This window comes from Streptomyces sp. P17 (assembly GCF_032436805.1).
Classification (GTDB): Bacteria; Actinomycetota; Actinomycetes; order Streptomycetales; family Streptomycetaceae; genus Streptomyces.
The window spans coordinates 35,224-48,146 of the sequence record NZ_JAVRBF010000042.1 but is presented as its reverse complement, the minus strand read 5'-3'; the positions used below and the strand labels follow the sequence as shown (position 1 = coordinate 48,146).

The window sequence follows — 12,923 nt, the reverse complement described above, 5'->3', positions numbered from 1 at the left end:
TCTGACGGACCATCAGGAAGCCCCTTCCGTCCTCGGCGGGACTCCGGCATCCTGCGCCCATGCAGACGGAGCTGAGCAAGCAACTGGGAGTCGAGCACGCCGTCTTCGGCTTCACGCCGTTCCCCGCCGTCGCCGCGGCCATCAGCCGGGCCGGCGGCTTCGGGGTGCTCGGCGCGGTCCGCTACACCGCCCCCGACGACCTCAAACGCGACCTCGACTGGGTCGAGGCGCACGTCGACGGCAAGCCCTACGGGCTGGACGTCGTCATGCCGGCCAAGAAGGTGGAGGGCGTCACGGAGGCGGACGTCGAGGCGATGATCCCCGAGGAGCATCGCGCGTTCGTCCAGGGCACCCTCGCCAAGTACGGCGTGCCCGAGCTCGCCGAGGGCGAGGCGTCCGGCTGGCGGATCACCGGCTGGATGGAGCAGGTCGCCCGCACCCAGCTCGACGTCGCCTTCGACTACCCGATCAGACTGCTCGCCAACGCCCTCGGCTCACCGCCCGCGGACATCGTGGACCGCGCCCACGACCAGGACATCCTCGTCGCAGCCCTCGCGGGCAGCGCCCGCCATGCCCGTAAGCACCAGGAGGCGGGCATCGACATCGTCGTCGCCCAGGGCTACGAGGCCGGCGGCCACACCGGCGAGATCGCCTCCATGGTGCTCACCCCCGAGGTCGTCGACGCCGTCGCCCCACTGCCCGTACTGGCCGCCGGAGGTATCGGCAGCGGACAACAAGTGGCCGCCGCACTCACCCTCGGCGCCCAGGGTGTGTGGCTGGGCTCCATATGGCTGACCACCACAGAAGCCGACCTGCACTCACGGGCGCTGACCCGCAAGCTCCTCGCCGCGGGTTCCGGAGACACCGTGCGCTCCCGCGCCCTCACCGGAAAGCCCGCCCGCCAGTTGCGCACCGAGTGGACCGACGCCTGGGACGACCCGACTGGCCCCGGCACCCTCCCGATGCCCCTCCAGGGGCTCCTCGTGGCCGACGCGGTCTCCCGCATCCAGCGGCACGAGGTCGAGCCCCTCCTCGGCACACCCGTCGGCCAGATCGTCGGCCGGATGAACAGCGAACGCAGTGTCCAGGCCGTCTTCGACGACCTCACCCGGGGTTTCGAGCAGGCAGTGGACCGCATCAACCGCATCGCCGGAAGGAGCGGCCAGTGACGAGCGCACCGCCCGTGGGCTTCTGGGCCCAGGCAACCCAGGACCCCGACCGCACGGTCCTCATCGCCCCCGACGGCGAGGAGTGGACGGCCGGACGTCTGCACTCCGCCGCCAACCGCCTGGTCCATGGCCTGCGCGCAGCAGGACTTGAGCGCGGGGACGCTTTCGCAGTCGTACTCCCCAATGGCATCGAGTTCCTTACCGCGTATCTCGCCGCCAGCCAGGCCGGGTTCTACCTGGTGCCGGTCAACCACCACTTCGTAGGCCCGGAGATCGCCTGGATAGTCGCGGACTCCGGCGCGAAGGTGCTCATCGCGCACGAACGGTTCGCCGACCCCGCCCGCCAGGCAGCCGACGAGGCCGGCCTCCCGGCCACCCACCGGTACGCCGTCGGCGCGGTCGAGGGCTTCCGGCCGTACCCCGAACTCCTCGACGGCCAACCGGAGTCACCGCCCGCCGACCGCACGCTCGGCTGGGTCATGAACTACACCTCGGGTACGACGGGCCGCCCGCGCGGCATCCGCCGCCCCCTTCCCGGCAAGCTCCCCGAGGAGGCCTACCTCGGCGGCTTCCTCGGCATCTTCGGGATCAAGCCGTACGACGGCAATGTGCACCTGGTCTGCTCGCCGCTGTACCACACGGCGGTGCTCCAGTTCGCGGGCGCGTCGTTGCACATCGGCCACCGCTTGGTGCTGATGGACAAGTGGACCCCGGAGGACATGCTCCGCCTGATGGACACCCACAGGTGCACGCACACGCACATGGTCCCCACCCAGTTCCACCGCCTGCTGGCACTTCCTCAGGAGGTGCGAGCCCGCTACGACGTCTCCGCGATGCGGCACGCCATCCATGGCGCCGCGCCCTGCCCCGACCATGTGAAGCGGGCGATGATCGACTGGTGGGGGAGCTGCGTGGAGGAGTACTACGCGGCCAGCGAGGGCGGCGGCGCGTTCGCCACGGCGGAGGACTGGCTGAAGAAGCCCGGGACGGTCGGCAAGGCGTGGCCCATCAGCGAGTTGGCGGTCTTCGACGACGGCGGCAACCGGCTGCCCCCGGGTGAACTCGGCACGGTCTACCTGAAGATGAACACCGGCGGCTTCGCCTACCACAAGGACGAACAGAAGACGAAGAAGAACCGCATCGGCGACTTCTTCACGGTCGGTGACCTCGGCTATCTGGACGAGGACGGCTACCTCTTCCTCCGCGACCGCAAGATCGACATGATCATCTCGGGTGGCGTCAACATCTACCCGGCCGAGATCGAGTCGGCCCTGCTGGCCCACCCGGCCGTCGCGGACGCCGCCGTCTTCGGCGTACCGCACGACGACTGGGGCGAGGAGGTGAAGGCGGTGGTCGAACCGGCGCCGGGCCACGAGCCGGGCCCGGCTCTCGCCGCCGCGCTCTTGGACCACTGCGCCGACCGCCTGGCCGGCTACAAGCGGCCCAAGTCCGTCGACTTCATCACGGAGATGCCCCGGGACCCCAACGGCAAGCTGTACAAGCGGCGGCTGCGGGATCCGTATTGGGAGGGGCGGACGCGGGCGGTGTGACCAGGCGTTCGCGCGGGTGGCGAATGACCGGCAGGTGTCGACTTCCTGCACCACAATCCCCAGCCGGGCGGTGGAGGCCGTGACCCTGAGATGGTTGCCACCTCGGTGCGCGCCATGAAGGCGGCCGGGTTCCTGGTGTTCGACGACCTGTGGGCGTGAATGGTACGAACCTCGCGCAGTGCGACTCGGACCGCGGCCGACCGTACGGTCAGGCGCAGCACCCACCACATCGGCGGCGCGGCCGGCCTCGACCCGTGGTCGGCCGCGTGCGCCCGGAAGGAGAAGGGACGTTGCCCGGCTCAACCCCTGAACTGCCGACCGTAGGCACCCGAGATCGCGCGCAGTGTGCTCGCCACAGGAGAAGCCGAGCCCACGCAGGAAGCCGATATCTACGCCCTCGGCGCCTCCCTGCTCATCTCCGCCACCGGATGGCGGGCGGTCGAGTACCCGGACGACGCTCCACGCCCCGTCCAGAGAGAGGCGGTGGCGAACGGCAAGCGCCGCCCTGTGAAGGCACCCGGCGAGCTAGTGCCGCGACAGGCAACGTTCGCCCCGTCGCGACGCCCGGCACGCACTCTCGCCGCACCGGCCGAAAGCCCAAGTACATCCAGTACGAGGGCTTCCGGCCGACACGCCGAGAGCACGCACCGGACGCCGCTCCTTGACGGGCAAACGTCGCCTGCCGCGGCACTAGGTGAGTTGATCGACGCGATGCTCAGCCACGTCCCCGAGGACCGGCAAACCATCTACGAGGCGGGAAAAGCCCTGAACTGCCTCTGAGGCCCGGTTCGCCCGGCGCCGCCACTCGCACGGCCAAAGGAACGCACGAACCGCCGCAGCCCCGCCGAAGCAGTGCCGCGACGGCTCATATACGGCCGCGCGCGATGACCACCGTCAACGCCGCTCGCGAACCACCACCACCCGCAGCCCCGGCGACGACAGGATGTCCTTCTCGCAGAACCTGGACGTCACCCACTTCTCGCCCGAGAACAGCCGGGTCTGGTCGCTGTAGTGGGCCGAGTTCGGGTTCGACGACTGGGAGTACGACAGCAGCGTGCGCGCTGCCGGACAGCGGCTGCCGTTCCAGCCAACCGCCTGGATGTAGCTGGAGCCCGTCGTCACCTCCGCGTAGCCGCCCTTCGGCGCATCCCATACCGACTCGATCTTGTTCCAGACTCCCAGGGACTCGGTGCCGCCCGGAACGGGGATGCGCTGGCCGTTGCGTACGACGAACTGGTTCTCCCCCAGAGGGGCGTTGAGTACGATGCCCGCCGCCCGCAGCTCGGCGACCGCGTCCGCCAGGGCCGTGGTGAAGCCCGGAGTTGCTGTGTTCAGGGTGTTCGGCGTGCCTGTCGGGTCCGTCGCCGAGAACGGCACCTTCCACAGCTGGGCCCCCGGAACCGTGGCCGTCAGCTTGCGCCAGAAGCGGTCGAAGAGCAGCGCGCCCCTGCTACTCGTGTCTGTTGTGCGGTCCCAGGACGCGAGAACCGTGCAGGCATCCGAGACGTCAACCGCCTTGCCGTCGCTGCCCGTTGCCATGCCACCCGGCAAGGCGGCACAGGCCTCCGCCGCGTCCTTCGCTGCCAGGTCACCCGCAGGGACCCGGTTGGCGAACTGCTGTGCCTGAAGCTCCCGTACGGTCAGCTCGCCGCGCTTCGCCAGCGCCGCCACGTCCTCGATGGCGCCGCGTGTGCGCATCGAGCGCTGCGTGCCGATCGTGCCGAAGACGCGTTCGTAGCCGGTCAGGGGGCGGTCCGCGTTGGACAGCCAGGCGCTGTCGTTGGAGTTCTCCGCGTACGGGGCGTCCTTGAGCGTCGGCAGCTTCGAGGGGCCGAAGATTCCCGGCTGTACGGCGTCGGGGTCGGCGCCGAGTGCGCAGGCGCTGCGGGAGCCGTCCAGGATCGCCAGGCCCGCGGAGGGGTAGGTGACCTTGCCGAGCGGGGTGGAGCATGTCTGGGCCAGCTCGTCGGTGATGCGGGGGAGCACCTGCGACTGCGTGAACAGGGTGTGGCCACCCGAGTCCGCGGCGATGGTGTTCACCCAGGGCAGGCCCTGGGTGCGCTGCAGCGAACCCAGCACGTCCGCCGTGCTGCGGGCCTTGCTGAAACCGAGCGCGGTGTCGGAGGCGCGCAGGTTGACGGCGTTGGGGTCGTTCACCGCGTACGCCGTCGTGGTCGTCCAGGGCAGGGGCAGTGTGGCGCCGAGCGAGGTGACCAGCGGCCCGTACCGCGTCCACCACTGCGTCCGCGTCACCGGGGCGCCGTCCTTCACGGCCACGGTGACCGTGCGTTTCGTCATGCGCTCCGGCTCACCGTCGACGAGGTACACCGTCGGATCCGCCGGATCCAGCGTCAGCTGGTGGAGGTTGAGCGTGACGCCCGTTGCGACCGTGTGGCTCCACGCCACCTGGGCGTTGTGGCCTATTGAGATCGTGGCGCTGCCCAGCAGGGAACCGCCCGCGACGTTGAGCTCGCCAGGGATCGTCTGCTGCGACTGCCAGAAGCGGCGGCCGCCCTGCCAGGGGTAGTGCGGGTTGCCCAGCAGTAGCCCGCGGCCGTTCGCCGTGGTGGAGCCGTTGAAGGCGACGGCGTTGGAGCCCATGTCGGCCGTGTCGGCGGCGAAAAGCTCACGCGCGGCGCGGGCAGCGTCCTGGGCGTCGGGCGCCGTCGCTGCAATATCCGTCGGCGCCGTCGCTGCAGTACCCGCCGACGCAGTCGCTCCCGCCCCCGGCGGCTGCGCAGCCGTAATGCCGTCCACCGCCCGGCCCTGACCCCCCAGCACCGCGAGCGCGAAACCGCGGGTGGCCACGTCCAGCGTCGTCACCGGGCGCACCCAGGCGGCGCCCTTGCACGCCGGGTCGGTGATCCGGTTCTGGCGCAGCCAGGCGTTGTAGCCGGCCGCGAAGCCGCGCATCAGTTCCTCGACCTGGCGGCTCGGACCGCGCGGCGCCGGTTCGGCGAGCAGCTTCTCGACCGTGCCCGCCTCCCGGACACCGCGGAAGTACAGGTCGCTGGAGAGGTTCTTGGTGGCCGAGGAGAGCGAGAAGTCGGTTGCCGCGTCGGGTCCGAAGAAGCGGGAGCGCTCGCCGCGCACCGTCACGAAGCCGTCGGCGAGCGTGCACACCTGGTCGGCGGCCTGCGCCCAGCCGGTGCCGAAGCCGAGGTTCGCGTAATCCTTCGCGACGATGTGCGGGATGCCGTACTCGGTATAGCGGATCACGGCGGAAAGGCCGCCGTGCGAAGGATGTTCACGACGGTCCTCGCGGTCGGCCGCGGCCGCCGGCAGTGTGGCCGTGGCGGTGAGCAGGGCTGCGGCCATGACGACGAGCCGTCTCAGGCGGGTGCGCATCGAGCCTCCCAACGTCCTTGGGGGAAGGGGCGGTTGAGCGTACCAATCGGTATGTGTCCGCGGAACGTGTCGATCGTCAGGTCTCTTGACCTCCTTTCGGCAGGGGCCGAGGATCAACTGTCATGACGCCCGGACACGGCAGCACGGTTGACGGAGTACTGCGGCGCAGCGCCCGCCGCACCCCGGCACGCGTCGCGGTGGAGTACCGCGACCGGACATGGACGTACGAGGAGTTCGACGAGGCCGTCTCCCGTGCGGCGAGCGTCCTGCTCGACCAGGGCCTCGAACCCGGCGACCGCGTCGGCGCCTACGGCCACAACTCGGACGCCTACCTGATCGGCTTCCTCGCCTGCGCCCGGGCCGGTCTGGTGCACGTACCGGTCAACCAGAGCCTCACCGGCGACGATCTCGCCTATCTCGTCGGTCAGTCCGGCAGCTCGCTGGTCCTCGCCGACCCGGACCTGGCGGGCAGACTGCCCGAGGGCGTACGGGCGTTGCCCCTGCGCGATGCCGACGGGTCGCTGCTGGAGCTGCTGGCCTCGGCCCCGGCGTACGACGGGCCCGAGCCGCGCAGCGAGGACCTGGTGCAACTGCTGTACACCTCGGGCACGACGGCCCTGCCGAAGGGCGCCATGATGACGCACCGCGCCCTGTTGCACGAGTACTTGAGTGCCATCACCGCGCTCGACCTGAGTCCAGGGGACCGGCCCGCACACTCACTGCCGCTGTACCACTCGGCGCAGATGCATGTCTTCCTGCTGCCCTACCTCGCGGTGGGCGCGACCAACATCATCCTCGACGCCCCGACGGCGACCGGCTCTTCGACCTGATCGAAGCCGGCCGCGTGGACAGCCTGTTCGCGCCGCCCACGGTCTGGATCGGCCTCGCCAACCGGCCCGACTTCGCCACGCGCGACCTGGGCGGACTGCGCAAGGCGTACTACGGCGCCTCGATCATGCCGGTGCCCGTGCTGGAGCGGCTGCGTGAACGGCTGCCTGAACTGGGCTTCTACAACTGCTTCGGACAGAGCGAGATCGGTCCTCTGGCGACCGTGCTCGCGCCCGACGAGCACAAGGGGCGGATGGACTCCTGCGGCCGGCCCGTGCTCTTCGTCGACGCGCGCGTGGTCGACGAGGACGGCAAGGACGTGCCCGACGGCACCCCAGGCGAAATCGTCTACCGCTCCCCGCAGTTGTGCGAGGGCTACTGGGACAAGCCCGAGGAGACCGCCGAGGCCTTCCGCGACGGCTGGTTCCACTCCGGTGACCTGGCCGTCAAGGACGCCCACGGCTACTTCACGATCGTCGACCGGGTGAAGGACGTCATCAACTCCGGTGGTGTGCTGGTCGCTTCGCGCCAGGTCGAGGACGCGCTCTACACGCATGAGGCCGTGGCCGAGGTCGCGGTGGTCGGGCTGCCCGACGAGCGCTGGATCGAGGCGGTCACCGCCGTCGTCGTCCCGCGCGGCGAGGTCACCGAGGCCGAACTGATCGACCACGCCCGCGAGAAGATCGCCCACTTCAAGGCGCCGAAGCGGGTCGTCTTCGTCGACGCGCTGCCCCGCAACGCCAGCGGAAAGATCCTGAAAAGGGAACTGCGCGACCGGTTCGCCGACTCCTAGGATCGGCGCCATGCCGACCGGGGGCCCGAAGAGGCTCCGCCCGTCGTCCTGTTGCACTGCCGCGGCGCCGACGGCTCGGACTGGACGCCGGTCGCCGAGCGGCTCGCACGGGGGCCGCGTCGCATGTACGCCCCTGATCTGCGCGGGCACGGCCGCAGCGAGTGGGCCGGCACGTACGCGTGCGAGGCGATGCGCGACGACATCCGGGACTTCCTCACGGTGCTCGGCATCGAGCGCGCCGACGTCATCGGGCACTCGCTGGGCGGCACCGTCGTCCTTCTTCTCGCCCAGCGGGCGCCCGGACTCGTACGACGCCTCGTCCTGGAGGACGTACCGTCGCCCCTTCCCCCCGACCCGCCACGACCTGAGGCCGAACGGCCCGATGGTGACCTGCCGTTCGACTGGGCCATGGTGCTGGCGACCGACCGGCAGCGCAACGCGCCCGATCCCCTGTGGTGGGAGCACATGGGGCGCATCGCCGTTCCGACGCTGGTGATCGGGGGCGGGCCCAGCAGGACGATCCCGCAGGACCAGGTCGCCGCGGTCGCCGCCGCCATTCGCGGCGCGGGGCTGGTGACCGTCGACGCCGGGCATCTCGTGCACGAGACGTGTCCCGACGAGTTCCTCAGCGTCGTGGTGCCGTTCCTGGCCCGTACGCCGTCATGAACCGGTCCCGGAACTTGTCCATGCCCCACTGCGGGGCATCCTCGGCGGGCTTGAGGCCGTCCGTCCAGCCCCAGTCGGAGATGCGGTCCAGGACCTTCTTGTCGCGGGCGACGATCGTGACGGGGACGTCCTTGCTCCTGCTGCCCGCGGTGACGGTCGGCACGGGCTGGTGGTCGCCGAGGAAGACCAGGACCGTGTCGTCGTCGCCGTAGCGCTCGACGTACTCGACGAGACTGCGCAGCGAGTACTCGATGGCGTTCGTGTACTCGGCGCGGACGCTGTCGGGGTTCTTCCAGACCTCCTTGGGGTCCTTGCCCTCCTCCTTGATCCGGCGGAAGACCGAGCCGTCGCCGAGGTCCTCCCAGTCGATCATGCGTGCGACCGGTGCCCAGGGGTTGTGGCTGGAGGCCAGGATGATCTCGGCCATGATCGGCTTGCGGTCCTTCTTGCCGCGCTCCAGGCGCTCGAAGGCCTCCAGGCTGAACTGGTCGGGCACGGGCGTCCAGCTGAAGTACGGGCCGTTGTAGCCGAGACGCTCGGAGTCGTAGATGTGGTCGAGGGCGAAGAACTTCCCCTCGGGCCAGGCCCTGCGCACCCCGGGCACGATGCCGACCGTGCGCCATGCGCCGGTCTTGCGGAAGTAGCTGCCGAGTGTCTGGCGGTCGCTGGTGGTCAGAGTCCGGTACCGCTGCTGGTTCTTGATCCACAGTCCGGAGAGGAACGTGGAGTGGGCGAGCCAGCTGCCCGCCCCCGTCACCGGGGACCTGAGCCAGGCGCTGCGCGAGGAGAATCCGGCCGACTCCAGCCTGCCGGTGCCCTCTTCGAGCACCGAGTCGATCTGCTTCGCCATCGCCGGATCGTCGATCGCGACCCGTCCGTAGCTTTCGATGAACGCGAACAGCACGTCCTTGCCGCGCAGTCCGGTCAGCAACTGGTCGGGCGGCGTGGCGGCGAAGGCGTCGACGGCCGCCTGCTTCTCGAAGACCTCCGCGTCCCGCAGTCCCGCCCGGACCTGCTCGACGCGGTTGTCGACGTAGTCGGCGTTGATCTTCGAGGCGACCGGCACCTCGGTGAACTGCACGCCCAGCGTGACGCAGGTGATCCACGCGGTGCCGAGGATGAGCGTCGTACGGGCGGCGACCGGGCGGTGGCGGACCATCAGGTCGGTCAGGCGCACGGCCGCCAGCGTCGTCGCGACGAGGACGATCACGAGGAGGGCCAATACCCCTGTCACGGCGAGCACTTGGCCCGTGCGGCCGAAGGACTCGCGGAGGAAGTCCGTCGCGTCGTCGAGCAGGATCCAGTCCAGGACCGGGTCGAAGGGGCGGGCCAGTACCTGGTAGAAGCCCATGTCCAGGAACTTGAGGACGGTGAGCACACCGAGGAGCGCGCCCGTCACGATCGCCGCGATTCGCCGTGGCCGCGGCGGCAGCGAGAGCAGCAGACCGGCGAGGAGGACGCCCTCGGCGGGGATGCGCAGGAACGCGCCGAACGACAGCCGTTCGATGCGGTTGGGCAGCAGAAGCGCGCCCAGGACGAGGGCGCCGGCCAGCACGGTCGTCGTCACGGTGACGCCCCGGGCCGCGCGTGGATGCCGTTGCCGCCAGCCACGTGGTCCGGGGCGCTGTGCCGTCCCCTTGGCCTGGTCCTCCTCCGTCTCGGCGTCCGGCAGTTGGCCCGTGACTTGCGACACCCGTGTTCCCTTCCCTGCGTCCCGTCATCATGCGTACGGTCGGCTGTCGTCTTCCGTTCACATGACGCGTCGGTCGAACGCACACGGTACGCGCGAGGAGGGGAGGTCGGCGGCCTTCGCTGCCGTGTCACGGCAGGGAAGGGAAGCCGCGTCCTGCGCCGGCCTCAGCCGCCGGCCGCCGGAGTGGCGGATTCCGGCCGCTTGCGGGCGCCGGCGGGGCCGTAGTCGGTGAAGATCAGTTGCTTGGCCCTTTGGAACTCCTCCTCCGTGATGTGGCCGCTCTCCTTCAGCCGCGACAGTTTGGTCAGCTCGTCGGCGCTGCTGGGGTGACCGCCGCCGGCCGTCTCACGGACGTAGGAGTCGAAGGCCTCCTGCTGGGCGCGCGCCTGCGCGACCTCCCTGTGTCCCATGTTCTTGCCCCGGGCGATCACATAGACGAGCACGCCGAGGAAGGGCAGCACGATGACGAAGACGAGCCAGCCCGCCTTGGCCCAGCCGCTGAGCGCGTCGTCGCGGAAGATGTCCACGATGATCCTGAACAGCAGGATGAACCACAGGATCCACAGGAAGAACCACAGCATCGCCCAGAAGGTGCTCAGGAGGGGGAAGTCGTACGCGAGGTACATCGCTGTGTTCATGTTGTCGCCTCCGTCCGGGCCCCATGCCCGAAAGTCGATGTCCGTCGTCAGCGTGCCCACGGCACGAGGGGGATGGCCTCACCCCCCGGGGGTGAGGCGGCGTTGGGCCGAGCGCCAGGCGAAGGCGACCGCGAGCTCCATCATGCCGAGCAGCACCAGCCACAGGCCCAGCAGCCTGGTCAGAGCCACCGCCGACTCGCTCGGCAGCGCCAGCACGACGATGCCCGCGACGATGCCGAGGAGGGCCGTGCCGAGGAGGACGCCCCGGTGCGGCAGACCTGGGGTGGCGAGGGCCGCGTAGGCGGTCAGCAGCCCCGACACCAGCCACACGATGCCGACGATCACCGACAGGGCGGCGATGGTCTGCAGCGGGTTGCGCATGCACAGCACCCCGGCCAGTACGTACAGCACCGCGGTCAGCAGCCCCGGCACGCGCTCGCCGCGCTCTTGGCCGAACACCGCGACGAACCGGAAGGCGCCCGTCACCAGCAGATACAGCCCGAAGAGGACGGCGACGACCTGCAAGGTGGCGTCCGGCCAGACCAGGAGCAGGATGCCCGGCACCAAACTGGCGAGGGCCGCGCCCAGCATCCAGGTCCATGAGCTGCCGAGTCGGCCGAGTACCTCCTCGGGGTCGCCGGGCCGCGCCGAGGCGCGCGTTTCGGTCATGGCTCCTCCTCGCCCCGACGGGACGGGTGTGGGGAGTTCCCACCGGGCCAGCGTCGCGCACCCCGCCCGGGACCGGATCACCCGTCAAGGGTGATCCCCGTGCACAGGGCGGCGGCAAGAGTGGACCCCGGCACACGGCTCGGACGAGGAGGCGGCCATGACCCCACGGAGCGCGTTCTCCTTCTCGCTGGCGCCGGAGGAACGGGCGGCCTACGGCAGGAAGGCCCGCTCCCGCGTGCCCCGCATGGCCCAGGCCCGGTTCGACCCCGGCCCCCGGCGCCCCGATCCGGTCGACGTGATCGAGGCCCAGTCGGCCACTCGGCTGCCCGACCTGGTGCCCATCCGCTACGGTCGCATGCTGGAGTCGCCGTTCCGCTTCTACCGCGGCGCGGCGGCGATCATGGCGGCGGACCTGGGCGCCGCCCCGGACACCGGGCTCACGGTCCAGCTCTGCGGAGACGCCCATCTGCTGAACTTCCGGCTGCTGGCCTCGCCGGAGCGGCATCTCGTCTTCGACATCAACGACTTCGACGAGACGCTGGCCGGACCCTTCGAATGGGACGTCAAGCGGCTGGCCGCCAGCTTCGCCATCGCCGCCCGCGCCAACGGCTTCACGACCGCCGAGCAGGACAGCGCGGTCCTCGAATGTGTACGGGCCTACCGGCTGCGGATGCGTGAGCTCGCCGGAATGCGCACCCTGGACATCTGGTACGCCCAGGACGACGCCGACCGGATGAGGGAACTGCTGGCCTCGTCCATGGACAAGAAGGCCAGACGGCGCACCGCACAGGCCACGGCGAAGGCCCGAACCCGCACGCATCTGCAGGCCTTCGCGCAGCTGACCAGGAATACGCCCGAGGGGCGCCGGATCGCGGCGGATCCACCGCTGATCACCCCTCTCGCCGAGCTCGCCGACCCCGGCGAGGCCGATGACGAGAAGGAACTGGCGGCGCTGGTCGAGCAGTACGCCGGCAGCCTGTCCTCCGAGCGGCGCCATCTGCTGCGCCACTTCCGGCTGGTCGACATGGCCCGCAAGGTCGTGGGCGTCGGCAGCGTCGGCACCCGCTGCTGGATCCTGCTCCTGCTCGGCAGGGACGACGACGATCCTCTCCTGCTCCAGGCCAAGGAGGCCCAGCGCTCGGTGCTCGCCCCGCACACGGGCGGCGACGACTACGACAACCAGGGCCAACGCGTGGTCAGCGGGCAGCGGCTCATCCAGACCACCAGCGACATCTTCCTGGGCTGGACGCACGTCGTCGGCCTCGACGGCCGCGGCCGGGACTTCTATGTACGGCAACTGCGGGACTGGAAGGGCATCGCCCGCCCCGACACCATGGGGCCGCGGCTGCTTGAGCTCTTCGCCCAGGTGTGCGGGGCCTCCCTGGCCCGCGCGCACGCCCGATCCGGCGACCCCCTCGCCGTCACCGCCTACCTCGGCGGCAGTGACCGCTTCGAGCGCGCCCTCACCCGGTTCGCCCAGAGCTACGCGGACCAGAACGAGCGGGACTTCGAGACACTGGCCACGGCCGTCCGCTCCGGCCGGGTGACCGCCCGGACCCTGTGAGAGGC

The 12,923-nt window shown here is 70.4% G+C and carries 8 protein-coding genes and 2 pseudogenes; 6 read left to right on the top strand and 4 right to left on the bottom strand.

Annotated elements, in window-relative coordinates; all coding sequences use genetic code 11:
- The first annotated feature begins 59 nt into the window (after positions 1 to 59).
- The 3 genes and pseudogenes from RMT89_RS25895 to RMT89_RS46060 all read left to right on the top strand — a co-directional run.
- Positions 60 to 1,169 (top strand): nitronate monooxygenase, encoded by a 1,110-nt coding sequence (locus RMT89_RS25895; protein WP_315886183.1) that lies wholly within the window; start codon positions 60 to 62, stop codon positions 1,167 to 1,169.
- On the top strand, positions 1,166 to 2,719 hold the full coding sequence (locus tag RMT89_RS25890) for an acyl-CoA synthetase (RefSeq protein ID WP_315886182.1): 1,554 nt from the start codon (positions 1,166 to 1,168) through the stop codon (positions 2,717 to 2,719). Before RMT89_RS25895 ends, RMT89_RS25890 begins: the two co-directional genes overlap by 4 nt.
- Before the next feature lie 324 nt (positions 2,720 to 3,043).
- Positions 3,044 to 3,244, top strand: a pseudogene (locus tag RMT89_RS46060) (protein kinase family protein); the annotation flags it as partial.
- A 369-nt stretch (positions 3,245 to 3,613) separates the two neighbouring features.
- On the opposite strand, the gene RMT89_RS25880 reads toward RMT89_RS46060, so the two are convergent.
- Positions 3,614 to 6,067 (bottom strand): penicillin acylase family protein, encoded by a 2,454-nt coding sequence (locus tag RMT89_RS25880; RefSeq protein WP_315886181.1) that lies wholly within the window; start codon positions 6,065 to 6,067, stop codon positions 3,614 to 3,616.
- A 122-nt stretch (positions 6,068 to 6,189) separates the two neighbouring features.
- On the opposite strand from RMT89_RS25880, the pseudogene RMT89_RS25875 reads away from it, so the two are divergent.
- Positions 6,190 to 7,688 (top strand): annotated as a pseudogene (locus RMT89_RS25875) (acyl-CoA synthetase).
- Positions 7,689 to 7,736: 48 nt separating this feature from the next.
- Positions 7,737 to 8,354: an alpha/beta fold hydrolase gene (locus RMT89_RS25870; RefSeq protein ID WP_399498485.1), complete on the top strand. Its 618-nt coding sequence runs from the start codon at positions 7,737 to 7,739 to the stop codon at positions 8,352 to 8,354.
- Here the strand turns inward: RMT89_RS25870 and RMT89_RS25865 are convergent.
- The 3 genes from RMT89_RS25865 to RMT89_RS25855 form a co-directional block, all read right to left on the bottom strand.
- Complete coding sequence (locus RMT89_RS25865; RefSeq protein ID WP_315886180.1) at positions 8,314 to 10,047, bottom strand: sulfatase; 1,734 nt, start codon at positions 10,045 to 10,047, stop codon at positions 8,314 to 8,316. The genes RMT89_RS25870 and RMT89_RS25865 overlap by 41 nt on opposite strands.
- A gap of 164 nt (positions 10,048 to 10,211) precedes the next feature.
- On the bottom strand, positions 10,212 to 10,685 hold the full coding sequence (locus RMT89_RS25860) for an SHOCT domain-containing protein (RefSeq protein WP_315886179.1): 474 nt from the start codon (positions 10,683 to 10,685) through the stop codon (positions 10,212 to 10,214).
- Between the two features lie 78 nt (positions 10,686 to 10,763).
- Positions 10,764 to 11,354, bottom strand: coding sequence for a DUF308 domain-containing protein (locus tag RMT89_RS25855; RefSeq protein WP_315886178.1), 591 nt, complete (start codon positions 11,352 to 11,354; stop codon positions 10,764 to 10,766).
- A gap of 157 nt (positions 11,355 to 11,511) precedes the next feature.
- On the opposite strand from RMT89_RS25855, the gene RMT89_RS25850 reads away from it, so the two are divergent.
- Positions 11,512 to 12,918 carry a DUF2252 domain-containing protein gene (locus RMT89_RS25850; protein ID WP_315886177.1) on the top strand — a complete coding sequence of 469 codons (1,407 nt, stop codon included), beginning with the start codon at positions 11,512 to 11,514 and terminating at the stop codon, positions 12,916 to 12,918.
- The last annotated feature ends 5 nt before the right edge of the window (positions 12,919 to 12,923 follow it).

Excerpts from the sequence above, each read along its gene's own strand:
- RMT89_RS25895 (WP_315886183.1), top strand. The coding sequence starts at position 60 with ATGCAGACGGAGCTGAGCAAGCAACTGGGAGTCGAGCACGCCGTCTTC.
- RMT89_RS25880 (WP_315886181.1), bottom strand. The coding sequence starts at position 6,067 with ATGCGCACCCGCCTGAGACGGCTCGTCGTCATGGCCGCAGCCCTGCTC.
- RMT89_RS25860 (WP_315886179.1), bottom strand. The coding sequence starts at position 10,685 with ATGAACACAGCGATGTACCTCGCGTACGACTTCCCCCTCCTGAGCACC.
- RMT89_RS25855 (WP_315886178.1), bottom strand. The coding sequence starts at position 11,354 with ATGACCGAAACGCGCGCCTCGGCGCGGCCCGGCGACCCCGAGGAGGTA.
- RMT89_RS25850 (WP_315886177.1), top strand. The coding sequence starts at position 11,512 with ATGACCCCACGGAGCGCGTTCTCCTTCTCGCTGGCGCCGGAGGAACGG.